The organism is Aestuariivirga sp. (assembly GCF_046294715.1).
Lineage (GTDB): Bacteria > Pseudomonadota > Alphaproteobacteria > Rhizobiales > Aestuariivirgaceae > Aestuariivirga.
In genome coordinates this window covers 147898-163244 of sequence record NZ_JBKBKI010000001.1, presented here as the reverse complement: position 1 = coordinate 163244, position 15347 = coordinate 147898, and the positions used below count along the sequence as shown (strand labels likewise).

Genomic DNA, 15347 nt, shown 5'->3' with positions numbered 1-15347 from the left:
CACCGGCGCCATCATCCCTGTGCCCGGCCGGGCTTCTGCTAGTTCTGGCCCTGCAGCGTTCCGATATAGTAGACGAGCGCCAGGATGTATCTCTCCACCGCCCGTTCGGGCGCATCGATCTGCGCCTCGGTGGCATTCTCGGCAAGCGGCTTCATCGGAAACTGCTCGGCGCGGTAGCTGTCGCCCCAGACCGGCATCTCGCGGGTTCCATGGGCGGCGATCGCCTGGCGGCCGTCGATGATGTCGTAGATCCTCTGGAACGGGAACGTCCCTCCGTTGCGCTCCGCGATGCGGGTGAGATCGGGCGGCGGGACCTTCAGAAGCTGCCCGACCGCCCCATCGCCTTTTCCGCCGGGGCCGTGGCATGCGGCGCAGCGCAGCATGAACTCGGTCTTGCCGATTTCCACTTGCTGGGCCTGAGAGGATGCGGCGAGTGAAAGAAGCGCCGCTGCGAAAAGGATGGGTGTCCTGATTTTCATAGCTACCTCCGAATGGCGTTACAGGTAGCTTCGTCCCCGAGAGGGATAATACACGCACGGATAGAAATATCAACATATGCAGCCAAATTCCGGCATGCGTTCTACCGCACGCCGAAGGCCGGCTTGAACCAGGCGGGCCTCAGGCTCTCCTGGATTTGCTAAACTTGGCCGGCGCGAGGAACCGGACAGGCACTGCCCGGTTCTTGGCCTCGTGCAACAGAAGTCCGGACATGCCCGAGGCCACGGGGCTCAGCCCAACGTGGCGCAGCTGAAGGAGGCGCTCGATCGCGGAGAGGGGGCCGACAAGGTGGCGTTCCCGGACCCGGCGGCTTCGCCCCTCGGCACCGATGCGGAGGCGGGCGGCGCCCCGCCTTCGCCGCAGGAGGTGCGGCAGGCAATCGCCGCCGAAACCTCGCGCGGCGGCAGCGCACCGCACTCGCCCAAGGGCGGGGCGATGCCGCTGGTGCTCGGCTTTCTCGCCCTCATCGCCGTATCCGGCCTCGTCACCGCGCTGATCATGGCCTCGCTCTGACAGAACGCAGGCGTCCAATGCGTGCGCAAGCCTTGCGGGCGGTGCTCCCGAGACGGTAAGTCTTCTGCCGTGGCCCGCATCGCGCAGGCCCGCAGCTGGAGAGTGCAGGAACCGCATGGACGAGACGTGGAAGCGCTTCCGCCGCGACAAGCTGGCGGTGGCGGGGCTCCTGATCATCATCGTGTTCGTGGCGGCGGCCGTGGCGGCTCCCGTGCTGGCGCCCTACAATCCCTCGGAGCAGTTCTTCGACGGGCTGACGCTCGAAGGCTCGCCGCTGCCGCCCAACGAACGCTTCTGGTTCGGCACCGACACCAACGGCCGCGACCAGTTCTCGCGCCTGCTCTATGGCGCGCAGACTTCGCTCCTCATCGGCATCGTGGCGAACGGCATCGCCGTCACCGTGGGCACGGCGCTGGGGCTCGTCGCCGGTTACGTGCGGGGCCTGCCCGGCTCCGCCATCATGCGCTTCACCGACCTGATGATGGCCTTTCCGCCGCTTCTTCTCGCCATCGCGCTGGCCGCCATCCTGAAACCCGGGCTGAACATCGTCATCCTGGTCATCGCACTCGTCAACTGGGTGCAGATCGCGCGCGTGATCTACACCGAGACGGTTTCCCTCTCGGAGCGCGAATACATCGAGGCGGCGCGAGCGCTCGGCGCGGGAACGGGCCGCATCCTCGTGCGCCACATCTTGCCGCACCTCGTTCCCACGGTGATCGTCTATGCGACGCTCGGCATCGCGACGACCGTGCTGCTCGAGGCCATGCTCTCCTTCCTGGGCCGCGGCGTGCAGCCGCCCACCCCTGCCTGGGGCATGATGATCTTCGAAAGCCAGTCCTATTTCCTCAACGCACCGTGGCTCGTGTTCATCCCGGGCGCCGCAATCCTGATCCTGGCGCTCGCCTTCAACCTGGTGGGCGACGGGTTGCGCGACGCGCTCGACCCCACGCAGCGGGGGAGAGGCTGATGCTCGGCTATCTTGCGAAACGGCTTGCCGCCTCGCTGCTGATCCTGCTCGGCGTCAGCGTCGTCACCTTCGGCCTCACCTTCATGATCCCGGCGGACCCGGTTGCGATGATCGCCGGGCGCAACTCGACGCCGCAGGTGCGCGAGCAGATCCGCCACCAGCTCGGCCTCGACCGGCCCATCCCTGAACAATATGCGCGCTATCTCGGCCGCCTGGTGCAGGGCGACCTCGGCACCTCCTATGCGCGGAAGTCCGACGTGGGCGAGCTCATCGCCTCGCGCCTGCCGCCCACGCTGCTCCTCATGCTGGGCGCCATCATCGCCGAGCTGATGATCGGAATCCCCGCAGGCATATATGCCGCCACGCGGCGCGGGCGGATCGGCGACAAGGCGGCGATGACGCTCTCCTTCCTCAGCGTCTCGACGCCGCAATTCGTGCTCGGCCTCACGCTGCTCTACCTCTTCGCCTACCTGTGGAGCTGGTTCCCCCTCGGCGGCTACGGCACGCTCTCGCACCTGATCCTTCCGGCGCTGACGCTGGGGCTCGCCGGCGGCGGCTGGTATTCGCGCATGATGCGCTCGTCCATGGTCGAGGTGCTGAGGAACGACTACATCCGCACGGCGCGCGCCAAGGGCATGAGCGAGTGGCGGGTGACGATGAAGCATGGCTTCCGCAACGCCATCCTGCCGATCGTCGCCATGATCGGACTCGACATCGGCATCTTCATGTCGGGGGTCGTCGTGGTGGAGAACGTCTTCGGCTGGCCCGGTGTCGGCCAGCTCATGTGGCAGGCGATCCAGTCGCTCGACATCCCCATCATCATGGGCGTGACGATCGTCGCGGCCTGCTTCATCGTGCTCGGGAACCTGATCGCCGACCTCGTCTCGCCGCTGATTGACCCGCGCATTCGCTTGCGCTGATATGACCCGCTCAAAAGACTGCCACGACCAACCCAGGGAGAGTGACATGAAGAAACTGCTGATAACCGCCGTGGCCGCCGTGGCCTTGCTGGCCGCCGCCCCCATGGCGCTGGCGCAAGCCCCGAAGCAGGGCGGAGCCGCCACCATCACCTTCAACAACGACCTGACCACCCTCGACCCACACGTGGGCTACGACTGGCAGAACTGGTCCGTCATCAAGTCGATCTTCGACGGGCTGATGGACTACAAGCCGGGCACGACCGAGCTCGAGCCCGATCTCGCCGAAAGCTACACCGTTTCGGACGACGGCCTCACCTACACCTTCACGCTGCGCGACGGCGTGAAATTCCACAACGGCCGCGCCATGACCTCGGCCGACGTCAAGTACTCCTTCGAACGCGCCGTGAACCCGGCGACGCAGAGCCCCGGCGGCGGCTATTTCGGCATGATCGCCGGCTATGACGACGTGGCGGGCGGCAAGGCCACGACGCTCTCCGGCATCGAGACGCCGGACGACAGGACCGTGGTGTTCAAGCTGACGCGGCCCGACGCCACCTTCCTTCACCTGATGGCGATCAACTTCGGCTATGTGGTGCCGAAGGAGGAAGTGGAGAAGGCGGGCGCGGACTGGGGCAAGAAGCCGGTGGGCACGGGCGCCTTCAAGTTCGTGGAATGGGTGCCGGGCCAGAACATCAAGCTCGAGCGCAACAAGGATTACTTCCGCGCCGGCGTGCCCTATCTCGACAACGTCACCTTCGAGTTCGGCCAGGACCCGACGGTGGCCGTGCTGCGGCTGAAGCGCGGCGAGGTGGACATCGTGGGCGACGGCATTCCCCCGGCGCAGTTCGCCGAACTGATGGCGGATGCCGCCAACAAGGAGCTGATCGCCGAGGGCGAACAGCTCCACACCGGCTACGTGACGATGAACGTGACACAGCCACCCTTCGACAACGTCAAGGTTCGTCAGGCGGTGAACATGGCGATCAACAAGGACCGCATCGTCAGGCTCATCAACAACCGCGCCGCACCGGCTTCCCAGGCGCTGCCGCCCGCCATGCCCGGCTACAATCCGGACAACAAGGGCTACGCCTACGACCCCGAGGGAGCCAAGAAGCTCCTCGCCGAGGCGGGCGCGGGCGAGATCACGACCGAGCTCTACGTTATGAACGTCGATCCCAACCCGAGGATCGCGCAGGCGATCCAGCAGGACCTCGCGGCAGTGGGCATCAAGGCGGAGATCCGCTCGCTCGCCCAGGCCGAGGTGATCGCCGCGGGCGGATCCGGCAAGGCGCCGATGATCTGGTCCGGCGGCATGGCCTGGATCGCGGACTTCCCCGATCCTGCCAACTTCTACTACGGCATCCTCGGTTGCGCGGGTGCCGTGGAGGGCGGCTGGAACTGGTCGAAATACTGCAACAAGGCGCTGGACGAGCGGGCAACCAAGGCCGACGCCATGGTGAAGGACGACCAGAAGGATGCGCGCATCGCGGAATGGAGGGCGATCTTCGACGACGTGCTGAAGGACGCGCCGTGGGCGCCGATCTTCAATGAGAAGCGCTTCACCTACCACTCGGAGCGGCTCGGCGGGGATCCATCGCTGTTCACCGACCCGATCCACATCCCGGTCAACTACGACTACATCTTCGCCAAGGACGCTCAGTAGGCTGAATACATTCGCGCGTGCTCCCCTCCCTCGGGCGGAGGGGAGCATTCTTCTTGAGGGCACCATGCACAAGCACGTCTGCAACCACACCATCCACGATCATCAGTGCCATTTCGGCTGGAACAAGGACAATCCGCCAGTGGTGCGGATCGCGCCGGGCGAAACCGTCGCGTTTCACCCGGTCGATTCCTCCGGCGCGCAGCTCAACGCCCAGTCGACGCTCGCCGACCTGGTGAAGCTCGACTTCGCCAGGGTGAACCCGGTGGCGGGGCCCGTCTTCGTCGAGGGCGCGGAACCTGGAGACGCCATCAAGGTGACGCTTCTCGAGTTCGCACCCTCGGGCTGGGGCTGGACCGCCAACATCCCCGGCTTCGGGCTGCTCGCCGACCAGTTCAAGGAGCCCGCACTCCACATCTGGAAATACGACGCGCAGACGCTGGCGCCCGCCATGTACGGACCGGGGGGCCGCGTGCCGCTGAAGCCGTTCTGCGGAACGATCGGGCTGGCTCCGGCCGAGAGCGGCACGCACTCGATCGTTCCGCCGCGCCGCATGGGCGGCAACATGGACATCCGCGACATGAGCGCCGGCACCGAGCTCTACCTCCCCGTCGAGGTGGCGGGCGGGCTGTTCAGCGTGGGCGACACGCACGCCTGCCAGGGAGACGGCGAAGTGTGCGGCACGGCGATCGAGAGTCCGTGCTCGCTCGCGGCGAAGTTCGAGCTGGTGAAGGGGGCCAACATGGCCTTTCCGCGCTTCACCACGCCGGGCCCGGTTTCGCGCCATCTCGACGCCAAGGGCTATGAGGTGACGACAGGCATCGGTCCCGATCTCATGGAGGGCGCGAAGGCCGCCGTTTCCGGCATGATCGACCTTCTCTCCAGCCGCTACAACATGAACCCGGTCGACGCCTACATGCTGTGCAGCGTGTGCGGGGATCTGCGCATCAGCGAGATCGTCGACATGCCGAACTGGGTGGTGTCCTTCTACTTCCCGCGCGTCGTCTTCGAATGAGCGATGCGCCTCTGCTCCGCGTCGAAGGCCTGACGGTCGGCTTCAACACGGAGCAGGGACCCGTCCGGGTCGTCGAGGACGTGAGCTTCGCGCTCGGAGCAGGCAGCACGCTGGGCCTCGTCGGCGAATCGGGCTGCGGCAAGAGCGTCACCGCGCAGACCATCATGCGGCTGCTGCCGAGCCCGCCCTCGCGGATCGAGGGAGGCAGCATCCTGTTCGACGGGCGCGACCTCGCGCAGCTTTCGCCCAGGGAGATGCAGAAGATCAGGGGCGACCGCATCGGCATGGTGTTCCAGGAGCCGATGACGAGCCTCAACCCCACGCTCAGGGTCGGCGAGCAGATCGCCGAGCCGCTGATGCTTCACCGCGGCATGTCGCAGGCGCAGGCGCGGCAGAGCGTCATCCGCGTGCTGGGGCAGGTGGGGATCGGCAATGCCGAGCGGCGGCTTCAGCAATATCCCCATGAGCTTTCGGGCGGCCTGCGCCAGCGCGTGATGATCGCCATGGCGATCGTGTGCAATCCGAAGCTGCTGATCGCCGACGAGCCGACGACGGCGCTCGATGTCACGATCCAGGCGCAGATCATGGAGCTCCTCAAGGCGCTGCAGAGGGAGCTGGGCCTCGCCATCCTCCTCATCACGCACGATCTCGGCATGGTGGCCGAGATGTGCGAGACGCTCGCCGTGATGTATGCCGGGCGCATCGTCGAGACGGGGCCCAAGGCGGAGGTCTTCGCCAGGCCGCGCCACCCCTATACCTTCGGACTCCTGAATTCCTCGCCGCGGCGCGCGAGGAAGGGCGAGCGCCTTCCCTCGATTCCCGGCCTCGTTCCGCCGCCCGGGCGAAGGGGGGCCGGCTGCAGCTTCGCCGACCGCTGCCCGCGCGTGCTCGACCGCTGCCGGGCGGAATTCCCGCCGCTGATGGCGATGGGGCCGCAGTCGGCCGCCTGCTGGAACCCCGTGCCATGACGGCTGCCTCCCCGCTTCTCGAGGCCCGGGGCCTCTCCAAGTTCTTTCCCGCGCGCGACGGGAAGGGCGTCGTGAAGGCGGTGAACGGCGTCAGCCTCACGCTGGCGCCGGGCGAGACGCTGGGCATCGTGGGGGAATCGGGCTGCGGGAAATCGACGCTCGCCCGCATGCTGATGCGCCTCATCGAGCCCACGGAAGGGAAGGTGCTGTTCCGCGGCGAAGACCTGCTGGCACTGGACCACCGGCAGATGCGGGCGAAGCGGCGCGAGATCCAGATCGTCTTCCAGGATCCCTATGCCTCCCTCGACCCGCGCATGAGCATCGCGCAGATCATCTCGGAGCCGCTGGAGATACACGGCATAGAAAACCGGTCCGGGCGCGCCGCACGGGTGAAGGAACTGCTCTCGCTGGTGGGCCTCGATCCTTCCGCCGCGGACCGTTATCCGCACGAGTTTTCCGGCGGGCAGCGCCAGCGCATCGGCATCGCGCGCGCCATCGCGCTCGAGCCGAAGCTCGTGGTGCTGGACGAACCGGTCTCGGCACTCGACGTCTCGATCCAGTCGCAGATCCTGAACCTGCTGGACGACCTCAAGGAGCGGCTCAGGCTCTCCTACATCTTCATCTCGCACGATCTCTCGGTGGTGGAGCATGTGAGCGACAGAGTGGCGGTGATGTATCTCGGCCGCGTCGTGGAGGAAGGCCGCGCCGAAGCGGTGCTCGGCGCCCCGAAGCACCCCTATACCCAGGCGCTGATTTCCGCCGTGCCGGAGATCGATGCCGCGCGGCGGCGCAACCGCATCCTGCTCTCGGGCGATCCGCCAAACCCGGAAAGCATTCCGCCGGGCTGCCCCTTTCACCCGCGCTGCCCCTTCGCGATAGAGATATGCAAGAGTCAGTATCCATCCTGGCGCGGTGATGCGGCCTCGGGCGCCGCTTGCCATCTCGTCGAGGACAGCGGCGGGACGGGGACGGCCTAGACCGGAATGACCTTTGACGGAACCGCGCCGGTTCCCGCCAACTCTCCAAGGCGACCTTCCGGCGAAGGCCGGAAACCAGCTTATGTGTCAAGCAGCCTTGGCCCAGAGCCGGACCCCGGCCTGAGCCGGGGTGACGGGAAGAAGTGAAGCAAGAGTGAGTTCGCCAGATGTCAGTCCGCTCTAGCGGCGGATCTCGCAGGTGCCGAAATCGACGGCGGCGACGCCGCCGGCCGTCAGCACCGATGTGGTGAAGGCCCCCGTCACGCGGTTGACGAACATCGAGCGCGCCGAGATTTCCTGGCTCTGGAGCGTGGTCCCGATGATGACGTTGTCACGGATGTCGAACTGCATCGGTGCCTCCGTGCAGCCGGAGTCGTTGAAGCGGTTGGGGCAGAGCCGGTAGCTGCCCATGGCGAAATCGAAGGAGATGCGCTGCGATTTCCCGGCGTTGTTGCAGCCGGTGTGGAAACAGAGATTGCCGCGGCTGACGAGGCAGGCCAGCGACTCGGCGCGGGCGTGCCCGGGAAAGGCAAATGTGATGGAAGCCAGTGCGCAGGCAAAGGCGATCGTCCGCAGCGTAAGGAAGCGCATGGCGCAAGTCATAACCGGCGTGGGCGCCATTGTCGACCCGGCTCAGGCGCAGGCGCGCCGTGTCTGCGGCAATGTGGCGGAGCAGAAGACTTGCCAGGGAGGGGAGAACAGGATATCCGAGTAGAGGACTCGGATATGTACAGTGGTGAACGCTGGACGCTGAGGGAGTGAGCCGTGATCGTCTGCCACTGCAACGTAATCGCCTGTTCGGAGATCAGGAAGGCCGTCCGGGAGCTGGGCGGGGAAGCCGGGGGCCTCGTCACACCCGGGCAGATCTTCAAGTGCTGCGGCCGGCGCCCCCAGTGCGGAGGCTGCATGAGCCATGTGAGCTCTCTCATCGTTTCCGAGCTGGACCGGATGAAGCCCTGAACGTTCCGCCTCTTCGCGCGTTGTGCTGGCGCTAAACCAGAGGAGCATGCGGCATGAAGGGAGATCCGAGGGTCATCGAATACCTGAACAGGGCGCTCCGCGACGAGCTGACGGCGGTGAGCCAGTACTGGCTCCATTACCGGCTGCTCGAGGATTGGGGCTTCACCAGCCTCGCCAAGCACGAGCGGCAGGAGTCGATCGAGGAGATGCACCATGCCGACCGTCTGACTGCCCGCATCATCCTTCTCGAAGGCCATCCCAATCTCCAGACGCTCAACCCGCTGATGATCGGCCAGAACATCCGCGAGGTGCTGGAATGCGATCTCAAGGCCGAATACGGCGCGCGCGACCTCTACATGGAGGCCCGGCGGGTGAGCCATGAGGCCGGCGACTACGTGACGATGAAGCTGTTCGAGGATCTCCTCAAGGACGAGGAAGGCCACATCGACCATCTCGAGACCGAGCTTTCGCTGCTCGAGAGCATCGGCATCGAGAATTACGGCCAGCTGCAGGCAGGTGGGGGCGGCAAGGACGACTGACCACGACGTCAGAGGCCGGACGGAGCCTCGAGCGCCTTCTTCACCGCCGCGATGAAGGAGGCGGCGACGAACCCATCGACGATGCGGTGGTCGAAGGAGGAGGAGAGGTTCATCACCCTCCGCGTCCGGACCTCGCCGTTGCGGAGCGCGAGTCGTTCCGTCATGCGGTTGACGCCGATGATCGCCACCTCGGGCGGGTTGATGATGGGTGTCGCCATCACGCCGCCGAGCGCGCCGAGGCTGGTGACCGTCATGGTCGAGCCCGTCAGTTCCTCGCGGCGCGATTTCCCAGCGCGCGCCTCGCTGCTGAGGCGCTGGATCTCCGCCGCGATCTCGGCAAGCCCGAGCCGTTCCGCATGGCGGATCACCGGAACGAGAAGCCCGCGCTCGGTCTGGGTAGCGATGCCCACATGGAGCGGCCTGAAGCGGCGGACGACGCCCGCCTCGTCGTCGAAATGGGCGTTGACCTCGGGATGCTCCGCAATGGCGGCGGCGAGGGCGCGGATCAGGAAGGGTAGAAGTGTCACGTGCGGGCCGGCTCCCGTCTCGTTGAGCCTCGCCCTTTCACGCTCGAGATCCTCCACGTCGACCTCCTCGACATAGGTGAAGTGCGGGATGCGGCGCTTCGACTCCTGCATGCGCTCCGCGATGCGGCGCCTCAGCCCGAAGATTCGCACCTCCTCGACCTCGGGTTCGGTGGGCGGGGGCCGCTCTGACCGCGCTTGCCGCTCAAGCAGCAGCCGGTCGAGGTCGCCATGCACGATCCGGCCGTCGGGACCGCTGCCGCGGATGATTCCGAGATCGAGCTTCAGCGCCGCGGCGCGCGCCCTGACGGCGGGGGATGCGCGGCATTTTCCGGATGGTCGCACCGGGGGCCCGTCGTCTGGAATCGGAGGAGCGCTGGAGGTCTCCCTGGCGCTGCGCCGCTCTTCGCCAGTCCCGGTCTCGAACAGGGCAAGGGCGGCGCCGACGGCCAGCTTCTCGCCCTCTGCGCCATGGCGCTGCCGCAGCAGGCCGGAGACGGGCGAGGTGATCTCGACAGTGGCCTTGTCGGTCATCACGTCGACCAGCGCCTGGTCCTGCTCGACCTCGGTGCCGGGCTCCACGTGCCATTTCACGATTTCCGCCTCGGCGATCCCTTCGCCGATGTCGGGAAGCCTGTAGACATACTGTCCCATGACGGGGCCTCGCTCACGCCGCCATGAGGCGGCGCATGGCATCGCCGACCCGAAGCGGCCCTGGAAAATAGTCCCACTCGAATTCGCAGGGATAGGGCGTGTCCCAGCCGGCCACCCGCTCCACCGGCGCTTCGAGGTGGTAGAAGCAGTGCTCCTGGACGATGGCCGAGAGCTCCGCACCATAGCCGCCGGTGCGGGTCGCCTCGTGCACGATGAGGCAGCGCCCGGTGTTCTTCACCGACGCGATGATGGGCGCAACGTCGAGCGGCCACAGCGTGCGGATGTCGATCACCTCGGCGTCGATGCCGGTCTCTTCTGCCGCGGCGAGTGCGACATGCACCATGGTGCCATAGGCGAGCACGGTCAGGTCCTGGCCGTCGCGGACGGTGGCCGCCTGGCCGAGCGGCACCTTGTAGTAGCCGAGCGGCACCTCGCCGCCCTTGTGCTTCGCCCAGGTCTGGAGAGGCCGGTCGTGATGTCCGTCGAACGGCCCCGAATAGAGGCGCTTCGGCTCGAAGAACAGGACGGGGTCGTTGTCCTCGATGGCGCTGATGAGCAGACCCTTGGCATCGTAGGGATTGGATGGGATGACCGTCTTCAGCCCGCAGACATGGGTAAACAGGCCTTCCGGGCTCTGGCTGTGAGTCTGCCCGCCGAAAATGCCGCCGCCATAGGGCGAGCGCACCGTGATGGGCGCGTTGAACTCGCCCGCCGAGCGGTGGCGAAGCCGTGCCGCGGCGGAAACGAGCTGGTCGAAGGCGGGGTAGATGTAGTCCGCGAACTGGCATTCGACGACGGGTCTCAGGCCGTAGGCGCCCATGCCGATGGCGACACCCACCTGTCCGCCCTCGGCGATCGGCGCATCGAAGACGCGGCGGCTGCCGTGGCGCTGCTGCAGCCCGTCCGTCACCCGGAACACGCCACCGAAGAAGCCGACGTCCTCGCCGAAGACGAGCACGCTCTCGTCCTTCTCCAGCATCACGTCGAGGGCGGAGTTGAGCGCCTGCACCATGTTCATCGCCGTCACGGCGCACTCCTCCCCGCGAGCTCCCGCAGCCGGCGCATCTCCTCCACCTGTTCACGCAGGTGGCGCGGCATCTCCTCGTAGACGTCCTCGAACATGGTCGCGGCGTCATGATGCGGGCCCTCGCTGTGAACGCCGATGCGCTGGGCCTCGCGGTTGGCCGCATCGATCTCGGCCTCGACCTCCTTGACCAGCTCGGCATGGCGCTCTTCGTCCCACTCCCCGATGCGGACCAGATGCGCCTTCAGGCGCTCGACGGGGTCGCCCAGCGGCCAGTGCCGGTATTCGTCGCCCGGGCGGTAGCGCCCGGGATCGTCGCTCGTCGAATGCGCGCCGGCGCGGTAAGTGAAAAGCTCGATCAGGGTTGGGCCGAGATTGGCGCGCGCGCGGTCCGCCGCCCAGCGGGTGACGGCGTGAACCGCGAGGAAGTCATTCCCGTCGACGCGAATTCCGGGGAAACCGAAGCCGATGGCGCGCGAGGCGAAGCTCGCCTCCTCGCCGCCCGCCACGCATTGCGCCGAGGAGATGGCCCACTGGTTGTTCACGAGGTTCAGCACCACGGGCGCGTGGTAGACGGCGGCGAAGACCATGGCGTGGTGGAAGTCGCCCTCGGCAGAGGCGCCTTCGCCGATCCAGGCGGCGGCGATGCGGCTGTCGCCCTTGTAGGCGGAGGCCATGGCCCAGCCCACCGCCTGCGGATACTGGTTGCCGAGATTGCCGGCCAGAGAAAAGAAGGCGGCCTCGCGCACCGAGTGCAGGATCGGGAGCTGGCGTCCCTTCAACCGGTCCTTCCGGTTGAGATAGATCTGGCACATCAGGTCCAGCACCGGCCAGCCGCGGGCGATCAGCAGGCCCTGCTGGCGGTAGGTGGCAAAGCACATGTCCTCTCTTTCGAGGGCCATGGCCTGGGCGGCGCCGATCGCTTCCTCGCCGGTGCATTTGAGGTAAAAGGGTGTCTTGCCCTGGCGCTGGGCCTTGAACATGCGGTCGTCGAAGCTGCGCATGGTCAGCATGTGGCGAAGCCCCTGGAGCAGGGCTTCGGGAGCAAGGCGCGGATTCCAATCGCCGATGGCGTTCGCCTCTCCGTCGAGCACGCGCACGAGGCCGAAGGCGAGCTCGCGGGTTGCGGAGGCCGGCGCATCGACGTCCGGCCGTGGTGCGGACCCCGCCGGGGGCAGGTCGAGATAGCTGAAATCTGCAACGTCTCCGGGACGGAAGCGGGCTTCCGGTATCTGAAGCTGCAGCCTGACCCCGTTCCTCGCCATTCTCTCCTCCAGAATCACAATTATTTTCGCGGCGAAATGATCCCGGGGCCCATCGAAAGCATTGTGAACGGAATCGGCATGCGGGAGTGGCATGGACATGTATGGGGGCGGCCTGAACTTCGCCCTGGGGCCCGAGGTCGACGCGCTGCGCGACAGCGTCCGGCGTTTCGCCGCGGAGAAGGTGGCGCCGCTCGCCGCGGAGGCCGACCGCCGCAATGAATTCCCTCAGCAGCTCTGGGCCGAATTCGGCGCCCTGGGACTTCTCGGCCTCACCGTGCCGGAAGGGGATGGCGGGGCGGGCATGGGCTATCTCGCCCATTGCGTGGCGATGGAGGAACTGAGCCGGGCATCGGCGGCGATCGCGCTGTCTTACGGGGCGCATTCGAACCTCTGCGTCAACCAGATCGCGCGCAATGCGAGCGCAGAACAGAAGCGCCGCTTCCTGCCGAAGCTCATCTCCGGCGGGCATGTGGGAGCACTCGCCATGTCCGAACCCGAGGCCGGCTCCGACGTGGTCTCGATGAAGCTCAGGGCGGAGCGGCGGGGCGATGCCTACGTGCTCAACGGGCGCAAGATGTGGATCACCAACGGCCCCGACGCCGACATCCTCTTCGTCTATGCGAAGACCGATCCGCAAGCGGGTGCCCATGGCATCAGCGCCTTCATCGTGGAGCGCGGCATGAAGGGTTTCTCCACGGGTCCGAAGCTCGACAAGCTCGGCATGCGCGGCTCGAACACCTCGGAACTCGTGTTCGCCGATTGCGAGGTGCCGGCGGAAAACCGCATCGGCGCAGAGGGCGAAGGTGTTCGCATTCTCATGTCCGGACTCGACTATGAAAGGGCAGTGCTGGCGGCGGGTCCGCTCGGCATCATGGCCGCCTGCCTCGACGCGGTGCTGCCCTATGTGACGGCGCGGCGGCAGTTTGGCAAGGTGATCGGCGAATTCCAGCTGATCCAGGCGAAGCTCGCGGACATGTACACGGCGCTTAGCGCCTGCCGGGCGCATGTCTATGCGGTCGCCGCCGCCTGCGACCGCGGCGATCCGGCGCGCAAGGATGCGGCCGCGGCGATCCTCCATGCGGCGGAGAGTGCCACGCGGATGGCGCTCGACGCCATCCAGTGCCTGGGCGGAAACGGCTATACCTCCGACTATCCGGTGGGCCGCCTGCTGCGCGAAGCCAAGCTCTACGAGATCGGTGCGGGAACCTCCGAGATCCGGCGCATGCTGATCGGCCGGGAGCTCTTCCGCGAGGTGGCGCGATGAGCGTTCTCGCCACGAAGCTCCGTACCGCCTCCGAGGAGTACCTGGCCAACGAGGCCCACATGAAGAGCCTGTGCGCGGACCTCACGCGGACGGCGCAGAAGATCCAGCTGGGCGGCGGGGAGGAGGCGCGCCAGCGCCACCTCGCGCGGGGCAAGCTTCTGCCGCGGGAGCGCGTGACGCAGCTCCTCGATCCCGGATCGCCATTCCTCGAGATCGGCCTCTTCGCGGCGCAGGACGTCTACGCCGAACCCGTGCCGGCGGCGGCACTCATCGCCGGCATCGGGCTGGTCGAGGGGCGGCTCTGCATGATCGTCTGCAACGATGCCACGGTGAAGGGCGGCACCTATTTCCCGCTCACCGTCAAGAAGCACCTCCGCGCCCAGGATATCGCGGCGGAGAACCGGCTGCCCTGCATCTATCTCGTCGATTCGGGCGGCGCCAACCTGCCGAACCAGCACGAGGTTTTCCCGGACCGCGACCACTTCGGCCGCATCTTCTTCAACCAGGCGCGCATGTCGGCCGCGGGCATCGCCCAGGTGGCGGTGGTGATGGGTTCCTGCACGGCGGGGGGCGCCTATGTGCCCGCCATGTCGGAGGAGGCGATCATCGTTCGCCAGCAGGGCACGATCTTTCTCGCCGGGCCGCCCCTGGTGAAGGCGGCGACGGGCGAGGCCGTGAGTGCCGAGGAACTGGGCGGCGCTGAGGTGCATGCGCGAAAATCGGGGGTTGCCGACCACTATGCGCAGGACGACCGGCACGCGCTGGCGCTGGCGCGCGCCGCAGTCGCCAATCTAGGAGCCTGCGAGGCATCCAGCGCGCCGCCGGCGGATCCTCCGCTGTACGAGGCAGCCGAACTCCGCGGCATCGTCTCTCCCGATCTCCGCCGCAGCTTCGACATGCGCGAGGTGATCGCGCGGATCGTGGACGGCTCGCGCTTTTCCGAGTTCAAGGCCCTTTACGGCACATCGCTCGTGACCGGCTTCGCGGCGATCCACGGCTTGGGCTGCGGCATCATCGCCAACCAGGGCGTGCTGTTCTCGGAGGCCGCACTCAAGGCCACGCATTTCATCGAGCTGTGCTGCAGCCGCGGAATTCCGCTGGTGTTCCTGCACAACATCACGGGCTTCATGGTGGGCCGCGCCTATGAGGCGGGCGGCATCGCCAAGGACGGCGCCAAGATGGTGAATGCTGTGGCCAATGCGGCGGTGCCGAAGATCACCATGATCATCGGCGCCTCCTATGGCGCAGGAAATTACGGCATGTGCGGCCGTGCCTATGGGCCGCGCTTCCTTTGGGCCTGGCCTTCGGCGCGGATCGGCGTGATGGGTGCGGAACAGGCGGCCAATGTGCTCGCCACGGTGCGGCGCGAGGCGATGGAGCGGCGCGGCGAGGCTTTCACGGAGGAAGAGGAGCGTCAATACAAGGCGCCGATCCTCACCCGTTTCGAGGCGGAGAGCACGCCGCTTTTCGCCTCGGCCCGGCTGTGGGACGACGGCATCATCGATCCGGCGCGAAGCCGCGACGTGCTGGGGCTGAGCCTCGCCGTCGCCGCCAATGCCGAGCCGAAGCAGACCGCCTACGGCGTGTTCCGGATGTAGC

The 15347-nt window shown here is 66.9% G+C and carries 17 protein-coding genes; 12 read left to right on the top strand and 5 right to left on the bottom strand.

Features of this window, described 5'->3' with window-relative positions; genetic code table 11:
• Positions 1 to 38 precede the first annotated feature (38 nt).
• On the bottom strand, positions 39 to 479 hold the full coding sequence (locus tag ACK4HL_RS00905; protein WP_409755692.1) for a c-type cytochrome: 441 nt from the start codon (positions 477 to 479) through the stop codon (positions 39 to 41).
• Positions 480 to 690: 211 nt separating this feature from the next.
• On the opposite strand from ACK4HL_RS00905, the gene ACK4HL_RS00900 reads away from it, so the two are divergent.
• The 7 genes from ACK4HL_RS00900 to ACK4HL_RS00870 all read left to right on the top strand — a co-directional run bounded on the left by ACK4HL_RS00900 (position 691) and on the right by ACK4HL_RS00870 (position 7518).
• The gene (locus ACK4HL_RS00900; RefSeq protein WP_409755689.1) at positions 691 to 1011 is read left to right on the top strand and encodes a hypothetical protein; all 321 of its coding nucleotides are present in this window, start codon (positions 691 to 693) and stop codon (positions 1009 to 1011) included.
• A gap of 115 nt (positions 1012 to 1126) precedes the next feature.
• Positions 1127 to 1978, top strand: a complete 852-nt coding sequence (locus tag ACK4HL_RS00895) for an ABC transporter permease (RefSeq protein ID WP_409755686.1) — start codon at positions 1127 to 1129, stop codon at positions 1976 to 1978.
• Entirely contained in the window at positions 1978 to 2898 is a 921-nt protein-coding gene (locus ACK4HL_RS00890; protein WP_409755683.1) for an ABC transporter permease, read from the top strand. Before ACK4HL_RS00895 ends, ACK4HL_RS00890 begins: the two co-directional genes overlap by 1 nt.
• A 46-nt stretch (positions 2899 to 2944) precedes the next feature.
• The gene (locus ACK4HL_RS00885) at positions 2945 to 4561 is read left to right on the top strand and encodes an ABC transporter substrate-binding protein (protein WP_409755680.1); all 1617 of its coding nucleotides are present in this window, start codon (positions 2945 to 2947) and stop codon (positions 4559 to 4561) included.
• Between the two features lie 64 nt (positions 4562 to 4625).
• Complete coding sequence (locus ACK4HL_RS00880; protein ID WP_409755677.1) at positions 4626 to 5573, top strand: acetamidase/formamidase family protein; 948 nt, start codon at positions 4626 to 4628, stop codon at positions 5571 to 5573.
• Positions 5570 to 6541 (top strand): ABC transporter ATP-binding protein, encoded by a 972-nt coding sequence (locus ACK4HL_RS00875; protein ID WP_409755673.1) that lies wholly within the window; start codon positions 5570 to 5572, stop codon positions 6539 to 6541. Before ACK4HL_RS00880 ends, ACK4HL_RS00875 begins: the two co-directional genes overlap by 4 nt.
• The gene (locus ACK4HL_RS00870) at positions 6538 to 7518 is read left to right on the top strand and encodes an ABC transporter ATP-binding protein (RefSeq protein ID WP_409755670.1); all 981 of its coding nucleotides are present in this window, start codon (positions 6538 to 6540) and stop codon (positions 7516 to 7518) included. The genes ACK4HL_RS00875 and ACK4HL_RS00870 overlap by 4 nt, the downstream gene beginning before the upstream one ends.
• A gap of 180 nt (positions 7519 to 7698) precedes the next feature.
• On the opposite strand, the gene ACK4HL_RS00865 is transcribed toward ACK4HL_RS00870, so the two are convergent.
• Complete coding sequence (locus ACK4HL_RS00865) at positions 7699 to 8109, bottom strand: hypothetical protein (protein ID WP_409755667.1); 411 nt, start codon at positions 8107 to 8109, stop codon at positions 7699 to 7701.
• Here ACK4HL_RS00865 and ACK4HL_RS00860 point away from each other — a divergent pair.
• From ACK4HL_RS00860 to bfr, 3 genes are read left to right on the top strand one after another with little or no spacing between them, the layout of a single operon-like run.
• The gene (locus ACK4HL_RS00860) at positions 8108 to 8233 is read left to right on the top strand and encodes a hypothetical protein (RefSeq protein ID WP_409755664.1); all 126 of its coding nucleotides are present in this window, start codon (positions 8108 to 8110) and stop codon (positions 8231 to 8233) included. The genes ACK4HL_RS00865 and ACK4HL_RS00860 overlap by 2 nt on opposite strands.
• Positions 8234 to 8283: 50 nt before the next feature.
• Complete coding sequence (locus tag ACK4HL_RS00855; RefSeq protein WP_409755662.1) at positions 8284 to 8478, top strand: bacterioferritin-associated ferredoxin; 195 nt, start codon at positions 8284 to 8286, stop codon at positions 8476 to 8478.
• Between the two features lie 53 nt (positions 8479 to 8531).
• Positions 8532 to 9017 carry a bacterioferritin gene (bfr, locus tag ACK4HL_RS00850; RefSeq protein ID WP_409755659.1) on the top strand — a complete coding sequence of 162 codons (486 nt, stop codon included), beginning with the start codon at positions 8532 to 8534 and terminating at the stop codon, positions 9015 to 9017.
• A gap of 8 nt (positions 9018 to 9025) precedes the next feature.
• On the opposite strand, the gene ACK4HL_RS00845 is transcribed toward bfr, so the two are convergent.
• Genes ACK4HL_RS00845 through ACK4HL_RS00835 form a run of 3 tightly spaced genes read right to left on the bottom strand, consistent with a single transcriptional unit; the run spans position 9026 to position 12484 of the window.
• Positions 9026 to 10195 (bottom strand): dihydrolipoamide acetyltransferase family protein, encoded by a 1170-nt coding sequence (locus tag ACK4HL_RS00845; protein ID WP_409755656.1) that lies wholly within the window; start codon positions 10193 to 10195, stop codon positions 9026 to 9028.
• 13 nt (positions 10196 to 10208) lie between these two features.
• A complete protein-coding gene (locus ACK4HL_RS00840) occupies positions 10209 to 11222 on the bottom strand; it encodes an alpha-ketoacid dehydrogenase subunit beta (protein ID WP_409755653.1) in 1014 nt (337 codons plus the stop codon).
• Complete coding sequence (locus tag ACK4HL_RS00835; RefSeq protein ID WP_409755650.1) at positions 11219 to 12484, bottom strand: thiamine pyrophosphate-dependent enzyme; 1266 nt, start codon at positions 12482 to 12484, stop codon at positions 11219 to 11221. Before ACK4HL_RS00835 ends, ACK4HL_RS00840 begins: the two co-directional genes overlap by 4 nt.
• 97 nt (positions 12485 to 12581) lie before the next feature.
• On the opposite strand from ACK4HL_RS00835, the gene ACK4HL_RS00830 reads away from it, so the two are divergent.
• Positions 12582 to 13748 (top strand): isovaleryl-CoA dehydrogenase, encoded by a 1167-nt coding sequence (locus ACK4HL_RS00830; protein ID WP_409756116.1) that lies wholly within the window; start codon positions 12582 to 12584, stop codon positions 13746 to 13748.
• The gene (locus ACK4HL_RS00825; protein WP_409755647.1) at positions 13745 to 15346 is read left to right on the top strand and encodes a carboxyl transferase domain-containing protein; all 1602 of its coding nucleotides are present in this window, start codon (positions 13745 to 13747) and stop codon (positions 15344 to 15346) included. Before ACK4HL_RS00830 ends, ACK4HL_RS00825 begins: the two co-directional genes overlap by 4 nt.
• Position 15347: the final 1 nt, after the last annotated feature.

Bases quoted from the DNA above. Each gene is read 5' to 3' on its own strand.
- bfr (WP_409755659.1), top strand. From the start codon at position 8,532: ATGAAGGGAGATCCGAGGGTCATCGAATACCTGAACAGGGCGCTCCGC.
- ACK4HL_RS00875 (WP_409755673.1), top strand. From the start codon at position 5,570: ATGAGCGATGCGCCTCTGCTCCGCGTCGAAGGCCTGACGGTCGGCTTC.
- ACK4HL_RS00865 (WP_409755667.1), bottom strand. From the start codon at position 8,109: ATGCGCTTCCTTACGCTGCGGACGATCGCCTTTGCCTGCGCACTGGCT.
- ACK4HL_RS00885 (WP_409755680.1), top strand. From the start codon at position 2,945: ATGAAGAAACTGCTGATAACCGCCGTGGCCGCCGTGGCCTTGCTGGCC.
- ACK4HL_RS00890 (WP_409755683.1), top strand. From the start codon at position 1,978: ATGCTCGGCTATCTTGCGAAACGGCTTGCCGCCTCGCTGCTGATCCTG.
- ACK4HL_RS00880 (WP_409755677.1), top strand. From the start codon at position 4,626: ATGCACAAGCACGTCTGCAACCACACCATCCACGATCATCAGTGCCAT.
- ACK4HL_RS00825 (WP_409755647.1), top strand. From the start codon at position 13,745: ATGAGCGTTCTCGCCACGAAGCTCCGTACCGCCTCCGAGGAGTACCTG.
- ACK4HL_RS00845 (WP_409755656.1), bottom strand. From the start codon at position 10,195: ATGGGACAGTATGTCTACAGGCTTCCCGACATCGGCGAAGGGATCGCC.
- ACK4HL_RS00830 (WP_409756116.1), top strand. From the start codon at position 12,582: ATGTATGGGGGCGGCCTGAACTTCGCCCTGGGGCCCGAGGTCGACGCG.
- ACK4HL_RS00895 (WP_409755686.1), top strand. From the start codon at position 1,127: ATGGACGAGACGTGGAAGCGCTTCCGCCGCGACAAGCTGGCGGTGGCG.
- ACK4HL_RS00835 (WP_409755650.1), bottom strand. From the start codon at position 12,484: ATGGCGAGGAACGGGGTCAGGCTGCAGCTTCAGATACCGGAAGCCCGC.
- ACK4HL_RS00870 (WP_409755670.1), top strand. From the start codon at position 6,538: ATGACGGCTGCCTCCCCGCTTCTCGAGGCCCGGGGCCTCTCCAAGTTC.
- ACK4HL_RS00860 (WP_409755664.1), top strand. From the start codon at position 8,108: ATGGCGCAAGTCATAACCGGCGTGGGCGCCATTGTCGACCCGGCTCAG.
- ACK4HL_RS00905 (WP_409755692.1), bottom strand. From the start codon at position 479: ATGAAAATCAGGACACCCATCCTTTTCGCAGCGGCGCTTCTTTCACTC.